Annotated in this window: 12 protein-coding genes and 1 pseudogene; 8 read left to right on the top strand and 5 right to left on the bottom strand. The window is 63.1% G+C overall.

Annotated features, from left to right (window positions below; translation table 11 throughout):
- The first annotated feature begins 7 nt into the window (after positions 1 to 7).
- Both ureC and PDM28_RS00205 read left to right on the top strand, forming a co-directional pair.
- On the top strand, positions 8 to 1,711 hold the full coding sequence (ureC, locus tag PDM28_RS00210) for an urease subunit alpha (RefSeq protein ID WP_311183305.1): 1,704 nt from the start codon (positions 8 to 10) through the stop codon (positions 1,709 to 1,711).
- Positions 1,712 to 1,720: 9 nt separating this feature from the next.
- Complete coding sequence (locus PDM28_RS00205; RefSeq protein WP_311183304.1) at positions 1,721 to 2,722, top strand: urea transporter; 1,002 nt, start codon at positions 1,721 to 1,723, stop codon at positions 2,720 to 2,722.
- On the opposite strand, the gene PDM28_RS00200 is transcribed toward PDM28_RS00205, so the two are convergent.
- The 3 genes from PDM28_RS00200 to PDM28_RS00190 are packed head-to-tail and all read right to left on the bottom strand — an operon-like array spanning position 2,723 to position 5,489.
- Positions 2,723 to 3,406 (bottom strand): urease accessory protein UreF, encoded by a 684-nt coding sequence (locus tag PDM28_RS00200; protein ID WP_102946898.1) that lies wholly within the window; start codon positions 3,404 to 3,406, stop codon positions 2,723 to 2,725.
- 15 nt (positions 3,407 to 3,421) lie between these two features.
- A complete protein-coding gene (locus tag PDM28_RS00195) occupies positions 3,422 to 4,015 on the bottom strand; it encodes a HupE/UreJ family protein (RefSeq protein WP_102946897.1) in 594 nt (197 codons plus the stop codon).
- A gap of 34 nt (positions 4,016 to 4,049) precedes the next feature.
- Positions 4,050 to 5,489, bottom strand: a complete 1,440-nt coding sequence (locus tag PDM28_RS00190) for a GntP family permease (protein WP_311183302.1) — start codon at positions 5,487 to 5,489, stop codon at positions 4,050 to 4,052.
- A 166-nt stretch (positions 5,490 to 5,655) separates the two neighbouring features.
- On the opposite strand from PDM28_RS00190, the gene PDM28_RS00185 reads away from it, so the two are divergent.
- Entirely contained in the window at positions 5,656 to 5,913 is a 258-nt protein-coding gene (locus PDM28_RS00185; protein WP_311183301.1) for a putative hemolysin, read from the top strand.
- Positions 5,914 to 5,925: 12 nt separating this feature from the next.
- Here PDM28_RS00185 and PDM28_RS00180 read toward each other — a convergent pair.
- Together PDM28_RS00180 and PDM28_RS00175 are read right to left on the bottom strand one after the other, a co-directional pair.
- Positions 5,926 to 6,780 (bottom strand): annotated as a pseudogene (locus PDM28_RS00180) (PA0069 family radical SAM protein); the annotation flags it as partial.
- Between the two features lie 120 nt (positions 6,781 to 6,900).
- The gene (locus tag PDM28_RS00175; RefSeq protein ID WP_012478648.1) at positions 6,901 to 7,488 is read right to left on the bottom strand and encodes a cyclin-dependent kinase inhibitor 3 family protein; all 588 of its coding nucleotides are present in this window, start codon (positions 7,486 to 7,488) and stop codon (positions 6,901 to 6,903) included.
- Between the two features lie 397 nt (positions 7,489 to 7,885).
- Here PDM28_RS00175 and PDM28_RS00170 point away from each other — a divergent pair, with 397 nt between their 5' ends.
- The 5 genes from PDM28_RS00170 to PDM28_RS00150 all read left to right on the top strand — a co-directional run bounded on the left by PDM28_RS00170 (position 7,886) and on the right by PDM28_RS00150 (position 14,726).
- Positions 7,886 to 8,278: a hypothetical protein gene (locus PDM28_RS00170; protein WP_229298500.1), complete on the top strand. Its 393-nt coding sequence runs from the start codon at positions 7,886 to 7,888 to the stop codon at positions 8,276 to 8,278.
- Positions 8,279 to 8,368: 90 nt separating this feature from the next.
- Positions 8,369 to 9,619, top strand: a complete 1,251-nt coding sequence (locus tag PDM28_RS00165) for a TolC family protein (RefSeq protein WP_311183300.1) — start codon at positions 8,369 to 8,371, stop codon at positions 9,617 to 9,619.
- On the top strand, positions 9,616 to 10,851 hold the full coding sequence (locus PDM28_RS00160; protein ID WP_005411786.1) for an efflux RND transporter periplasmic adaptor subunit: 1,236 nt from the start codon (positions 9,616 to 9,618) through the stop codon (positions 10,849 to 10,851). Before PDM28_RS00165 ends, PDM28_RS00160 begins: the two co-directional genes overlap by 4 nt.
- A gap of 9 nt (positions 10,852 to 10,860) precedes the next feature.
- Positions 10,861 to 13,998 carry an efflux RND transporter permease subunit gene (locus tag PDM28_RS00155; RefSeq protein WP_012478645.1) on the top strand — a complete coding sequence of 1,046 codons (3,138 nt, stop codon included), beginning with the start codon at positions 10,861 to 10,863 and terminating at the stop codon, positions 13,996 to 13,998.
- Positions 13,995 to 14,726, top strand: a complete 732-nt coding sequence (locus PDM28_RS00150; RefSeq protein WP_012478644.1) for a HupE/UreJ family protein — start codon at positions 13,995 to 13,997, stop codon at positions 14,724 to 14,726. Before PDM28_RS00155 ends, PDM28_RS00150 begins: the two co-directional genes overlap by 4 nt.
- Positions 14,727 to 14,742 lie beyond the last annotated feature (16 nt).

Below are 14,742 nucleotides of genomic sequence, written 5' to 3'. Positions count from 1 at the left end.
CAGGCATATGGTTACCATCACCCGCGACGCCTATGCGAATCTCTATGGCCCGACCAGGGGCGACCGTGTACGGCTGGCCGACACCGAGCTGATCATCGAGATCGAGGAAGACCGCACGATCTACGGCGAGGAGGTCATCTTCGGCGGTGGCAAGGTCATCCGCGACGGCATGGGCCAAGGCCAACGCCTGGCCAGCGAGGTGGCCGACGTGGTCATCACCAGCGTGATCATTCTCGACCACTGGGGCATCATCAAGGCGGACATCGGAATCAAGGACGGCCGCATTTCCGGCATCGGCAAGGCCGGCAATCCGGACATCCAGCCCGGCGTGGACATCGTGATCGGTCCCGGTACCGACGTCATCGCCGGCGAAGGCAACATCGTCACCGCCGGCGGCATCGACACCCATATCCACTTCATCTGCCCGCAGCAGGCCGACGAGGCACTGGCCAGCGGCACCACTACGCTGGTCGGCGGCGGCACCGGCCCCACGGTGGGAACCCTGGCCACCACGGTGACGCCCGGACCCTGGGCGATCCACCGCATGCTGGAGGCCGCCGACGTGCTGCCGCTCAACATCGGCCTGCTGGGCAAGGGCAATGCGAGCCAACCCGAGCCGCTGCGCGAACAGATACGCGCGGGCGTGATCGGGCTGAAGCTGCATGAGGACTGGGGCACCACCCCGGCGACCATCGACAACTGCCTGACCGTGGCCGATGAGGAAGACATCCAGGTCGCCATCCATACCGATACGCTCAACGAGAGCGGCTTCGTGCGCGACAGCTTCGCCGCCATGAAGGGCCGCACCATCCACAGCTTCCATACCGAAGGGGCCGGCGGTGGCCATGCGCCGGACATCATCACCGCCGCCGGGGAAGAGAACATCCTGCCCTCGTCGACCAATCCGACCCGGCCGTACACGATCAACACCGTGGACGAGCACCTGGACATGCTGATGGTCTGCCATCACCTCAGTTCCCAGGTGCCCGAGGACGTGGCATTTGCCGAGTCGCGGATCCGTCGCGAGACCATCGCCGCCGAAGACATCCTGCACGACATGGGTGTGTTCTCGATGATGTCCTCGGACTCGCAGGCGATGGGCCGCATCGGTGAAACCACGCTGCGCTGCTGGCAGACCGCGCACAAGATGAAGGTGCAGCGTGGGCCGCTGCCCGAGGACAACGCGCGTAATGACAACTTCCGGGTCAAGCGCTACGTGGCCAAGTACACGATCAACCCGGCGATCACCCACGGCCTGGCGCACGAGGTGGGCTCGGTCGAGGTCGGCAAGCGCGCCGACCTGGCGCTGTGGAAGACCGACTTCTTCGGGGTGAAACCCAAGGCCGTGCTGATTGGCGGCATGATCGCGGTGGCCCCGATGGGCGACCCGAACGCGTCCATTTCCACGCCGCAGCCGGTGCACTACCGGCCCATGTACGCCGGCATGGGCCGTGCCGGTGCCTCCACCGGGGTCACGTTCGTGTCCCGGAGCGCGCTGGCCGATGGCATCGGCGAGAAGCTCAAGCTCAACAAGCACCTGGTGGCGGTCAAGGGCATCCGTTCGCTGCGCAAGAAGGACATGATCCACAACGGGCTCACCCCCAAGCTGGAAGTCGATCCGCAGAACTACCAGGTCCGCGTGGATGGCGAGCTGATCACCTGCGAGCCGGTGGATGTGTTGCCCATGGCCCAGCGCTACTTCCTGTTCTAGACCCGCGCGATGAACGTGGCCAGCTGGACACTGCGGGGGATCGGCCAGGTCGTCTTCCAGAATAACCCCTGGAGCGGCCTGGTCATCCTGCTGGGCATCGCGTTCAACTCCTGGATCTACGCCGCCATCTGCATGGTCGGCGTGCTGGCCAGCACGTTGACGGCAATCGTCCTCAAGGCCGACCGCGGGCTGATCCGCGATGGGCTGTTCGGCTTCAACGGCGCGCTGGTGGCACTCGCCCTGATTGCGTTCACCAGTGAGGACTTCCAGAGCGGCGCGGTCCCGTCCGTTGCGATGTTCGTCTACCTGGTCTGCGGCGCGGCCATGAGCACCCTGGCCTTCGCCAGCCTGGCCGCACTGCTGGGCCCGCACAAAGTGGCGCCGTTGACCATGCCGTTCGTGCTGATCGGCTGGCTGTTCCTGTTCGCCATCCTGAAGTTCGACGCCATCGAGGCCGGGCCCATGGCCAAGCCGGTGTCGCCGGATCAGTTCTCGTACGTCGCGCCGTATGTGCTGCCCACGTGGTACATGGGCATCGGCGCGTCGGTGGGGCAGATCTTCTTCCAGGACAACTGGATCACCGGCTACATCATTCTGCTGGGCATCGCGCTGCATTCGCGCATTGCGGCGGGGATGTGCCTGCTGGGCGCGGTGGTGGGTACGGTGGTCGCCGCGCTGTTCGGTGGCCCGGAAGGGGCGATCCGCGATGGCCTGTTCGGCTACAACGCGGCGCTGACCGCGATGGCGCTGGGGGGCATCTTCCTGGTGCTGACCTGGCGCAGCTTCTGCTATGCGCTGTTCGGCGCAGCGGTGTCGGCGTGGCTGTGGGCGTCGGTGGCGATCTTCCTCAAGCCGATCGGCATGCCGGTGCTGACCTCGTCGTTCGTGATCGTGACCTGGTTGATGCTGATCGGGCAGTACGCGTTCAAGGCGCTGGTACCGGTACCACCGGCGGAGTCGACCACGCCGGAAGACAACCGGCGGCGCCACGTCGCGCACTCCCCGCCCTGATCAGGAGCGGAACAGCCGGCTGTACTGGGTCTCGTGCCACGCGCTCATCATCGCCAGCGCGGGGGAGACGTTGCCGATATCGTCGTCGCTCACCGTCATCGCCCGGCCAGCGGCGCGCTCGATGACCGGCATCGAAGCAATCAGGATGCGTTGGCCCGAGGTGTGCCCCAGCGGCACCAGTCGCATCGCGGCAGCGACCTGGGCCTCCACCACGCTCCACATCAGCCCGCGCAGCGCCGTGGGTGGCGCAACATCCCAGTGCGCGCAGGCCAGCGCAAAGGACGCGGGGTAGGTGAGGCGCACGTTGGCAGCGTCGCTGGCCCGCCTCACGCCGAGGTCGATAAGCAGGCGCAGCAGCGACTCGCTCATGCGCCGGTCCTCCAGCTCCAGCTCCCTGCTCTCGCGCCCGGCGGCCAGCCACGCGTTGGCTGATCGGAACGCTGCGCCATCGTCCTGCTCCAAAGCGTGGGCCATGCGCCAGAACAGTGCGCCGTCGAGCAGCGCGTAGCTGTGCTCCAGCACGCCCAGTATCCAGCAGGACGCCGTGCCTTCATCGTGCACGACGCCGGCATGCACGGCCGGTTCCAGTCCCCTGGAATAGGAGAAGCTGCCGACCGGCTGGCTGGGGCTGATCAGCCGCAGCAGGTGGAGGGGCAGTGCAGAGGAGGGATCGAAGCAGTCCACGTTCTGGAATCCGCTTCAGCCCACCATCATCAGCAGGCCCCAGGCGGCGATGGCGCCCCCCGCCACGCGCAGCGACAGGCGTCCGGCCCTGGCATTCATCAGACGCCCGGCACCCACGCCGAGGCCCAGGCCGACCGCATGCAGCACCACGGTTGCGAGCACGAACCCGGCGCCGTAGGTGAGCATGTGCGCACTGCCGATTTCCGCGCCGTGCGCGTAGCCATGGAAGAACCCGAAGAAGCCGGCGACTGCAGCGCCGAACAACGGGGACACCGGCAGCGCAAAGGCGATGGCCAGCCCGAGCACCGCCACCGACGCCAGGATCACCGGCTCCACCAACGGCAGCGACAGGCCGCCCAGCGCAGCCAGGAAGCCCAGCACCATCACCCCCACGAACGCGGCAGGCACCGCGATCAGTCCTCGCCTGCCCAGGGTGCTCGCCCAAAGACCCACCGCGACCATGGCCAGGATGTGGTCCACCCCGAGGAAGGGGTGTGCCAGGCCTGCGGCGAAGTCGGTGTGCGCGTGGTCGGTCGCGCTGACGTGCGCGAACGCGGGGAAGGCCAGCAGGAGCGATGTGGCCGCGAGGAACTTCACCAACGTTTTCATGGCTGACTCTCCAGATACGGAAGCGATGTTGGGTTCAGAAGGAACCGAATGTGGCGCCGAGGAAGAAGATCGCCACCAGCGAGATCAGCACGCCGACGATCACCGTCATGAACATGTCGAAGTAGCTGTTGGCGTGGGTCTGCTTGCTGATCTGCAACAGCAGCAGCACCGTGCCGTTATGCGGCAGCGCGTCCAGCGTGCCGGCGCTGACCACGGTAAGCCGGTGCATCAACGCCGGGTCGATACCGTACTCGGCGGCCATCCGCATGTATTCGCTGCCCAGCGCATTGAGCGCGATGGCCATGCCGCCCGACGCAGTACCGGTCAAGGCTGCAAGTGAGTTCATGGCCACCACCAGCGATACCAGGGGGCCGCCCGGGATCTGCAGGACTGCATCACGCACCACTTCGAAGGTGGGCATGGCCGCCACCACCGCGCCGAAACCGACCAGGCTGGCGATGGTGAGGATAGGCAGTGCGGACGAGTTGGCGCCGGCATCCAGGCTTTCGCGCAGCGATTGCAGGCGCTTGAAGTTGAGCACCACAGCGGTGAGGTTGGCGGTGGCCAGCGCGATCAGCACCGACCAGACACCTATGGACGCGTTGACGTCGATTCCCCACGGCGCGCTTTCCAGCGCGGAGAAGTCCACGCGCGGCAGCACGATCAGCGCCATCAGGAAGTTGACCACGATGACCACGACCAGTGGCATGACAGCGACGATGAAGGAGGGGTAGTCGTCGGTGCGCTTGCCGTGCTCCAGTTCGGCCGGGTCGAAGTCGCCGGAGTTCGTGGCCTGCTCGCGGGTCTTTTCCGGAATGACGATCTTTCCATCGTCTTCGGTATACGACTCGCCCGCCGTACGTGCCTTGGCTTCGGCGCGGTGCAGCCACCACATGCCGAACGCCATGGTGATGATCGAGGCCACGATGCCCAATCCCGGTGCGGCAAAGGTGGTGGTGCCGAAGTACGGCATGGGGATGGCGTTGTTGGTGGACGGGCTGCCCGGCATCGCCGACATGGTGAAGGTGAAAGCGCCCAGGCCGATGGCCGCGGGCATCAGCCGCGAAGGAATGTTGGCGGCCTTGAACATCTCGCGCGTCATCGGCACCAGCACGAAGAACGCCACGAACACGCTCACCCCGCCATAGGTGACCACCGCGGAGGCCAACACCACGGCCAGCATGGTGCGCTTCACCCCAAGCTGCTTCGTCAGGTACTTCGCAATGGAGGTGATGGATCCGGTGTCGTCCATCAGCTTGCCGAAGATGCCGCCGAGCAGGAACAGCGGGAACCAGCGTATGACGAAGCTGCCCGCACCGGACATGAAGGTGGTGGTCCAGTTGGCGAGTACCACCTCGCCGGAGAGGATGGCAGTGAGCAGCGCGGCCGCAGGCGCCAGCAGCAGTACGCTCCAGCCCTTGTAGGCCAGCCACATCAACAGCGCCAGTGAAATCAGAATCGCGAGCAGACCCATACATGCACTCCCAAGGACGCACCCGCAGAGGCTGGATGGGGACAGGATACTGCCGCAGGGCCGGTGCATCCGGGGGCCCAGTAGATTTACTGGTCGGCCCACGAAGCGTTCACGCGCACGGTTCCAGACTGCGGCGAGCCGATGGCGGCCGCACTGGAGAAGCGTCATGCGTAGCTATGTGATCGTGCTGTCAGCCGTTGCCGTGGCGGGCCTGGCAGGGTGTTCCCAGCAGAGCCAGGAGGTGCACGAGAGCCAGGTGGGAATGGCGAACCCGGCCTCGGTGCACTGTGAGAAGGTGGGCGGCAAGGTGGAGATCGAGAAGGACGCGCAGGGGAACCAGAAAGGCATCTGTCATCTTCCGGACGGCACCCGGGTGGACGAATGGGAGCTGTTCCGCCGCGACCAGGCGCAGAAGCCGGGATGATCCTGCGCGCGCCTAGAACAACGACCCCTGTGGTGAGTCTTCGCGCGGCGGCAACGGCCGCACGAACTTCGTGCAGTCCAGCTTCGGCCAATGGCTGTTCTGTGCGTCGAAGCCGAGCCGCCGGCGCGCCAGTTTGAAGCGGTGCGAAAGCAGGTCGGCGTAGACGCCTTCGCCGCGCATGCGGGTGCCGAACTCGCTGTTGTAGTCCTTGCCGCCGCGCAGCTGGTTGATGGTGCTCATCACGTGCGCGGCGCGGTCGGGGTGGTGCGTGTCGAGCCAGTCGCGGAACAGCGGGGCTACTTCCAGTGGCAGGCGCAGCAGCACGTACCCGGCGGTGCTGGCGCCGGCATCGCGTGCGGCTTCCAGTACCGCCTCCAGTTCGGCGTCGTTGATCCAGGGAATGACCGGGGCGACCATCACACCGACTGGAATGCCGGCGTCATGCAGGCGGCGCATGGCGCGCAGGCGCGCGTGCGGGGCGGAGGCGCGGGGTTCGAGCCGTGCGGAAAGATGCGGGTCGAGCGAGGTGACCGAGAAGTGCACGCTGACCAGGTTCTTCTCCGCCAGCGGCGCGAGCAGGTCGATGTCGCGCTCTACCAGGGCGTTCTTGGTGATCAGCGAGAACGGATGCTGGGTTTCCAGCATCACTTCGATGAGCTGGCGGGTCAGCTTGAGTTTGCGTTCGATCGGCTGGTAGGCGTCGGTGTTGATGCCCAGCGCGATGGGTTGCGGGGTGTAGGCCGGGCGCGAGAGTTCCCTGCGCAGCAGCTGCGGCGCGTTGGTCTTGGCGAACAGCTTGGTTTCGAAGTCCAGGCCCGGGGACAGGTTGAGGAATGCGTGCGAGGGCCGGGCGAAGCAGTAGGAGCAACAGCACTATATGTGTTCGAGGAAAAGTGTTCAGCACTGCGTCCCCTACGGCGGCTTCCCTACAGACTACCTGCGGAGTTCCGTCCTCTTGTATTCCAGCCCAAGGCGGTAAAGGGTAGGTTAGCCGGGCATTGCGACTACCCCCAGACTTGAGGCTCTGCGAGCAGGCCAATTCAGGATGAATTCTTCCTGCTCCGCAGTCTCCACTGCACCAGGGCGCACCGAGCGCACCTTAGCGATCGCATCGATGCCGTCTGGAGCGCAGCCCGTGTCAATGAGAAGCATCGACGCCACGGTCCCCGCTCGCCCTAGGCCTCCTTTGCAGTGCACCACGATCCTGCTTCCGGACAAGAGCTCGGCTGCGAACTGGGGTCCTGTGGATTGCCATGGCAGAAGCAGCCGTGCATCAGGAGCCGCACCATCCTTAATCGGTAGGCCGTGCCACATCAAGCCATGCGCTTTGGCACGCTCTGCCAAGGAGGTAATTCGTAGCTCTTCGAACTCCCACGGCTCAATCAACGTGATCAGATGCTGTGCTCCCCACGCGACTATCGACGCCAGATCGATATCCAAGTCTCGGGCCCAAGACCCCGTCATTGCGACGTCCTGATATTTTCCCGGTGCAAAGGTAACGCCGATCGCACCGCCATTCACGCCGATAGGCAGCGTCGCAATCTGCAGTGGATGAGAATTACTTGTTCTGCTCACCTGCGCTCTCCGAAATCAATGGCCCTGTTGGGCGAGAAGCGAACGCTGCGCCCTTTTAACCTGAAAGTCCAACGGTGAGCCTAGTGGTACGGATATGGTCTTACTGAATCCCATAAGCAGCGCAGAATCGCCCAACGCCTGAGAGAGGGGCCAGGCCCCATTCGACGTTGGAACGAGCCTGGAGGACGCGGTTCCAGAGAGCAGTGAGGCCCAGTTCCAGCCTCTGGCCGGCACCATCCTTACTGGGCGGCCGCTATCGGCCAGAAGCGGCAGCAGGCGCGGCGATACCTGAGGCAATGCGATCTGATCGGAGTGGGCTTAAGCGACGCCCTCCCTCGAGCGCCAAGCCATAACTGGATCAGGGGGGGCTCCAACTCAGGGCTCTCGACAACTCAGCTTGACTGCCTCTATTCTTCCTTTCATGTCCGCCTTCTCGGCCCGCCACCGTCGACTCATCCGGTTCAGCCTTTTCGTGCTGATGCTGTTGAGCGTCGTTGTTCGGCCGATCGTGATCCAACAGGGCGAGCTCCATACTGCCGAGCACGACATCGCTGCAACGGCAGAGCACGGGCACTCACACGGTCCTGGAACTGGCGACAACGTAGATCCGAAGCATGCATCGGGCGTGCACAGCGTCCTTCACCAGGCCGATGTGAGCTTTGCCGGCATGCTGGTGTCTTCGAATCTGAACCTAGCAACTGTTCCGCCGGCATCTTTACTGCCCGGCCTGCACTCCGTCGATGAGCCCTCTGGTCATCGCGGCTCGCCATTCAGACCTCCGATCGTCTGACGACACCTGCCGCGCTGTAGCGGCCTGAGCGCGCTGTCCACCCAATGTTGGCCGGCAGCGCGTCGTCATGACCATCGTCGGAGATTTTCCGTGAAATTACGTAGTTTGTGGGCGCTCGCCATAGCCGGCGCCTACGGTGTGGCCGTGCCTGGCCATGCCGCTGAAGTGCTGCGCTTGGAGGATGTGGTCGCCCGCGCCCTCGGCACCCATCCCAGCGTCCAGGCAGACACCGCTCGACTGGAAGCTGTCAGAAGCCGGGCGGGCCGGGAGGCATTGCCTACGCCGCTCGTGCTGGGCGGCGAGCTTGAAAACGTGGCTGGCTCAGGCGGCCTGAGCGGCCTAGACGCCGCCGAATCCACCTTCCGCATCTCCAAGGTTCTAGAACTGGGTGGGAAGCGGGCTGCGCGCCAAGCGCTCGGCGGCGCCGAGGTGGACGCTGCCCGAAGCGAAGCGGACGTCACCCGTATCGCTATCGCAACTTTGGCCGCAGGGCGTTTCGTCGACGTGCTGGCCGCCCAGGAGCATGTCGAGCACGCCGAAGAGCGCATCAAAATGGCCAGCGCCATGCGCCGTGAAGTGGCCCGTTGGGTCGCGGCCGCCCGCAATCCCGACTCGGACCTGAGATCCGCCGAGATCGCCCTGCTCGATGCCGAGCTGAAGCGGGAGCAGGCATTGCAGGCTCTGGAAAGCGCGCGAATGTCGCTGGCTGCCACGTGGGGGGCGCCAAGTCCGGATTTCGGCTCGGTTGCAGGGGATACCGCGGTCCTTCCCCCTCTGGATGATTTTGATGATCTGAGCCGGCGCCTCGCCACGACACCACAACAGCGCGCCTTGGACGCTCAAGCCGGAGTTATAGATGCAAGGAGGGAGATCGCCCGCGCTAGCGCCAAGCCGGATGTCAGCGTTGGCCTCGGCATCCGCCGACTGGAAGCCACCAAGGACAGCGGCCTGGTGATGTCCGTCTCCGTCCCGTTGGGGAGCCGTCGGCGATCGGACTTCTCCGTGGCTGAAGCGGACTACGAACTCACCTCTCTCAAATACCGGCGCCAGGCGCAGATGCTGGAAATGCGTCAGGAGCTGTTTGGCATCTACCAACAGCTCAAGCAAGCGCAATCGGAAGTGGAGTCAGTGCGCCAGCGTCAGTTGCCAAAGGCCCAGCAGGCCTTTGATCAGAGCCGCAGGGGCTTTGAGGAAGGACGCTTCTCCTTCCTGGTACTCAGCCAGGCTCAGCAAAGGCTCTTCGATCTTCGCGAACGGGAAGTCGAAGCCGCCGCGCGCTATCTCCGTCTCCTGGTCGAGGCCGACCGCCTCACCGTTTCTGCCTTGGACATTCGCCCATGAACCGATACGTATTCCTGATCCTGCTTCCAATTGCCCTGGCTGCGTGCGGTGGCAACGAATCGTCGCAACGAGCAAAGCCAGAGGACACTGCTGCGACCGCAGGCGACTATGAGCGAGGGCCGCATCGCGGTCGCATGCTTCGCGACGGCGACTTCGCCCTTGAAGTAACTGTTTACGAAACCAATACCCCGCCTCATTTCCGGCTGTATGCCTATCGCAACGACAAACCGCTGGCACCTGGAGAAGTCAAAGCGACGATACAACTCAAGCGTCTGGACGGCGAAGTCAACAACTTCAGCTTTATTCCAGAGAAGGACTACCTGGTCGGCAGCGGGGAGGTGGTCGAGCCGCATTCCTTTGATGTCAAAGCCGATGCGGTGGTGGGTGGAAAGAACTACGCCTGGTCTTACGCCTCCTATGAAGGGCGCACCACGATAGATCCGAAAGCCGCTGCCGACGCAGGTGTCGTGGTCGAGTCCGCCGAACCGGGGACCATCCGGGACACCGTTTCCCTCATGGGCAACGTCGCGGTCGACACCGGCCGATTTGCTGCGGTCAAGGCACGCTTCCCTGGCGTGGTCCGCAGTGTGGCGGTCGAGATGGGACAACGCGTCTCGGCTGGTCAGACGTTGGCCACAGTCGAGGGCAATGACAGCATGCGGACCTACTCCGTCACGGCACCTTTCAGTGGAGTCGTACTCGCGCGCAGCACGTCGGTAGGCGATGTCGCTGCCGACAACACGCTGTTTGAAATTGCCGACCTTTCGGAGGTCTGGGTGGACCTGCGTGCGCTGGGAAGCGATGCCGAGCGACTGTCGCCAGGCCAGATGGTGACCATTCGCTCGGCAACAGGCGGTTTGGAAGCAACGGGAAAGCTGCAGGGCATCCTTCCGTTGGCCAGCGCTGGCCAGACCGTGGTGGCACGTGTGGCCCTTACCAACAGCGAGGGCAGGTGGCGACCAGGAATGGCCGTATCCGCCGAAGTCGTCATCGCGGAAACGGAGGTTCCATTAACAGTAAAGGAATCGGGCCTGCAGCGTTTTCGGGACTTCACCGTGGTATTCGCCCAAGTGGGCAACAGCTATGAGGTGCGGATGCTTGAACTGGGTAGGCGCGATGGCGATCGCGTGGAGGTACTGAAAGGGCTTAAGCCGGGAACCCGGTACGTTTCCGAGCAGAGCTACCTGATTCGTGCCGACATCGAAAAGTCCGGCGCAAGCCACGACCACTAAGGACGCACCATGCTAGAGCGAATCATTCGCGCGTCTATCGCGCACAGATGGCTTGTGCTCCTTCTGGTCCTGGCCCTCTCAGGCCTTGGGATCTGGAACTACAGCAAGCTTCCCATCGACGCCGTTCCTGACATTACCAATGTCCAGGTGCAGATCAACACCGAAGCTCCGGGCTACTCACCGCTGGAGGCCGAGCAACGGGTCACCTTCCCGGTCGAAACAGCGTTGGCCGGGTTGGCAAAGCTGGAATACACCCGTTCCATCTCACGCTACGGCCTGTCTCAGGTCACGGTCGTGTTTGAAGATGGCACAGATATCTACTTCGCCCGTCAGCAGGTCGCAGAGAGACTTCAGCAAGCGGGATCCCAATTGCCCGTGGGACTAAAGCCAAGCCTTGGACCGGTAGCGACGGGCCTGGGTGAGATCTTCATGTACACCGTGGAAGCGGAGTCCGGTGCTGAAGAGACGTGGACACCAATGGCGCTTCGTACGCTGCAGGACTGGGTGATCCGACCGCAGATGCGCCACTTGAAAGGCGTAACCGAGGTCAACACCGTCGGAGGCTATGTTCGCCAGTTTCACATCACGCCGGACCCGAAGAAGCTCCAAGCATACGGACTGACGCTGCAGGATGTGCTCGAAGCCGTGGCCCGCAGCAACACTAACGTGGGTGCCGGCTACATCGAGAAAAGCGGTGAGCAGTACTTGGTACGCGTGCCGGGCCAAGTGGCCGACATGGCGGGTTTGCGCAAGATCGTAGTGGCTAACCGTGATGGCATGCCATTGCGTGTTGGCGATCTGGCAGAAGTTGTAGAAGGCACCGAACTTCGTACAGGCGCGGCAACCAAGGATGGCAACGAAGTGGTCCTTGGTACGGCGTTCATGCTCATCGGCGAAAACAGCCGGGACGTGGCTCAGCGAACCGCGGCCAAGCTCAAGGACATCGACGCTACGCTGCCTGACGGCGTTCGGGCGCATCCTGTGTATGACAGAACCGAACTGGTGGATCGGACCATCGAGACGGTGAAGAAGAACCTCCTCGAAGGCGCCTTGCTCGTCATCGCGGTGCTCTTCCTGCTTTTGGGCAATCTTCGTGCGGCACTGATCACTGCGGCGGTCATTCCATTGACGATGCTGCTGACGATCACAGGCATGGTCCAGAATCGCGTCTCTGCGAATCTGATGAGCCTGGGCGCACTGGATTTTGGCTTGATCGTCGATGGGGCAGTCATCATCGTAGAGAACTGCCTGCGTCGCTTTGGCGAGCGGCAACACCTTCAGGGCCGTTTGTTGACTCGGGAAGAACGATTTTCCTTGGCGGCAAGTGCCAGTGCAGAGGTGATCAAGCCAAGCCTGTTCGGCCTTTTCATCATCGCGGCGGTCTACATCCCGATCTTTGCCCTCTCCGGCGTGGAAGGGAAGATGTTCCACCCGATGGCGCTTACCGTGGTCATCGCGCTTACCGGTGCCATGGCACTGTCCTTGACATTCGTGCCTGCCGCTGTGGCTCAGTTCGTAACGGGAAAGGTTTCGGAGAAGGAAACCAAAGCCATGCGCCGAGTCACCAACGTGTATGGCCCGATGCTTGAGCGTGCCGTCAATGCACGCAAGGTAGTGGTGGCCTCTGCTGCGGTGCTCACCGTCCTGGCGGGCCTGCTTGCAAGTCGCCTCGGCACCGAGTTCATTCCGAACCTGGATGAGGGCGATATCGCCTTGCATGCGCTTCGAATTCCAGGGACCAGCTTGACCCAGGCGATCGGCATGCAACGTCAGCTGGAAGCGGCGATCAAACAGTTCCCCGAGGTAGATGAAGTCGTCGCAAAGATCGGCACTGCCGAGGTGGCCACCGATCCCATGCCCCCCTCCGTAGCCGACACCTTCATCATGCTCAAAGATCGGGACCAATGGCCTGATCCGCGCAAGCCGAAGGCACAGCTTGTTGCCGAGCTCGAGAAAGTGGTTCGCGCCATTCCTGGCAACAACTATGAGTTCACCCAGCCGGTGCAGATGCGGATGAACGAGCTCATTGCGGGCGTTCGGGCTGAGGTTGCTGTCAAGCTGTACGGCGACGACCTGGAGCAACTGGCAACCATCGGCAGCCAGGTAGAGAACGTTGCCAGTGAGATCCAGGGAGCGGCCGACGTGAAACTTGAGCAGATCACCGGTCTGCCATTGATGACGATCACGCCGGACCTGGATGCACTTGCACGATACGGCGTAGCCATTGACGACGTGCAGAAGACCATCTCGGTGGCGCTGGGAGGTGAATCGGTCGGCCAGGTGTTCGAAGGCGATCGGCGCTTCGATATCGTGGTTCGTCTGTCGGAGAACCTTCGCCAGGACGTCCGGACACTGGCGTCACTACCTGTGGCCGTCGCGCCCGGGGTGAGCACAGGCCAAGAGCGCAGCTTCGTGCCGCTGGGCCAGTTGGCCAAGGTCGAGATCGCGCCTGGTCCGAACCAGATCAGCCGTGAGAATGGTAAACGCAGGGTGGTGATCACAAGCAATGTGCGCGGGCGCGACTTAGGGTCCTTTGTCGAGGAGTTGCGCACCAAGGTCGGACAGGAGGTCCAGCTGCCGGAAGGGTACTGGATCGAGTACGGCGGCACGTTTGAGCAGTTGATCTCGGCAAGCAAGCGGCTGTCCGTCGTCGTGCCAGTGGTTCTGGTGATGATCTTCGGATTGTTGTTCATGGCATTCGGCTCAGGGAAGGACGCTGCGATCGTATTCAGTGGCGTGCCGCTTGCACTGACCGGGGGCGTGGTGGCGCTGTGGCTGCGCGACATTCCCATGTCCATCTCCGCAGGTGTGGGCTTCATCGCTCTTTCGGGCGTTGCCGTGCTCAATGGCCTGGTAATGATCAGCTTCATCAAGAACCTGCGGGAAGAAGGCGTCCCCCTGCACAAGGCTGTCACCGAAGGTGCTCTTACCCGCCTCCGGCCAGTCCTGATGACGGCCTTGGTGGCGAGTCTGGGCTTCCTTCCTATGGCCCTGAACGTCGGTGCTGGCGCGGAAGTTCAGCGTCCGCTCGCCACTGTTGTTATCGGCGGAATCATCTCTTCAACGCTGCTGACACTTCTCGTGCTGCCGGCGCTGTATCGATTGGTTCACCGCGAAGATTCTGTTCTGGAAAGTCGCTCCTCATGAACCACCCGTCCCCTTTCTGCACAAGGAACTTGTCTTTGACTTCTTCCAACAAGCTCTTTGCTTGGCTTTCGATGCTTGCCGCAGTCCTCCTGCCGTTTGCGGCGTTCGCGCACGGTGTAAGCGAGGGAGACCAGGCCTTCCTTGAAGAAAGCACCGGTAGGCAACTGATCGCGTTTACCTACCTTGGCGCCAAGCACATGGTGACTGGATACGACCACCTTCTATTTCTGTTCGGGGTGATCTTCTTCCTATACCGCATGCGGGACGTGAGCATCTACGTCACCTTGTTCGCCATTGGCCACAGCACGACGCTGCTGCTCGGCGTGCTCGGCGGCTTTCATGTCGACGCCTATCTGGTCGACGCGATCATCGGTCTCTCGGTGGTCTACAAGGCCTTGGACAACATGGGCGCGTTCAAGCGGTGGTTCGGCGTGCAACCCAACACCAAGATTGCAGTCCTTGTCTTCGGCTTCTTCCACGGCTTCGGCCTGGCCACGAAGCTTCAGGACTTCTCGCTATCGCCGGACGGGCTGGTCCCCAACATGCTTGCGTTCAACGTGGGCGTTGAGCTCGGCCAACTTCTGGCGCTTGCCGGCATCTTGATCGTGATGGGCTTCTGGCGTCGGCTGCCTTCCTTCAACCGCCAGGCCTACGGCGTGAACACCATCTTGATGACGGCCGGCTTCGTGCTCATCGGCATGCAGCTCACCGGCTACTTCGCTTCCTGATTTCTGACCGAGACCC

The sequence above is a fragment of the Stenotrophomonas aracearum genome (assembly GCF_031834615.1).
Lineage (GTDB): Bacteria > Pseudomonadota > Gammaproteobacteria > Xanthomonadales > Xanthomonadaceae > Stenotrophomonas > Stenotrophomonas aracearum.
The sequence above is the reverse complement of the archived record's forward strand: the minus strand, read 5'-3'. Positions and strand labels throughout refer to the sequence as shown.

Coding starts and splice junctions, on each gene's coding strand:
- PDM28_RS00185 (WP_311183301.1), top strand. CDS start 5,656: ATGCGTAGCTATGTGATCGTGCTGTCAGCCGTTGCCGTGGCGGGCCTG.
- PDM28_RS00155 (WP_012478645.1), top strand. CDS start 10,861: ATGCTAGAGCGAATCATTCGCGCGTCTATCGCGCACAGATGGCTTGTG.
- ureC (WP_311183305.1), top strand. CDS start 8: ATGGTTACCATCACCCGCGACGCCTATGCGAATCTCTATGGCCCGACC.
- PDM28_RS00195 (WP_102946897.1), bottom strand. CDS start 4,015: ATGAAAACGTTGGTGAAGTTCCTCGCGGCCACATCGCTCCTGCTGGCC.
- PDM28_RS00205 (WP_311183304.1), top strand. CDS start 1,721: ATGAACGTGGCCAGCTGGACACTGCGGGGGATCGGCCAGGTCGTCTTC.
- PDM28_RS00190 (WP_311183302.1), bottom strand. CDS start 5,489: ATGGGTCTGCTCGCGATTCTGATTTCACTGGCGCTGTTGATGTGGCTG.
- PDM28_RS00160 (WP_005411786.1), top strand. CDS start 9,616: ATGAACCGATACGTATTCCTGATCCTGCTTCCAATTGCCCTGGCTGCG.
- PDM28_RS00150 (WP_012478644.1), top strand. CDS start 13,995: ATGAACCACCCGTCCCCTTTCTGCACAAGGAACTTGTCTTTGACTTCT.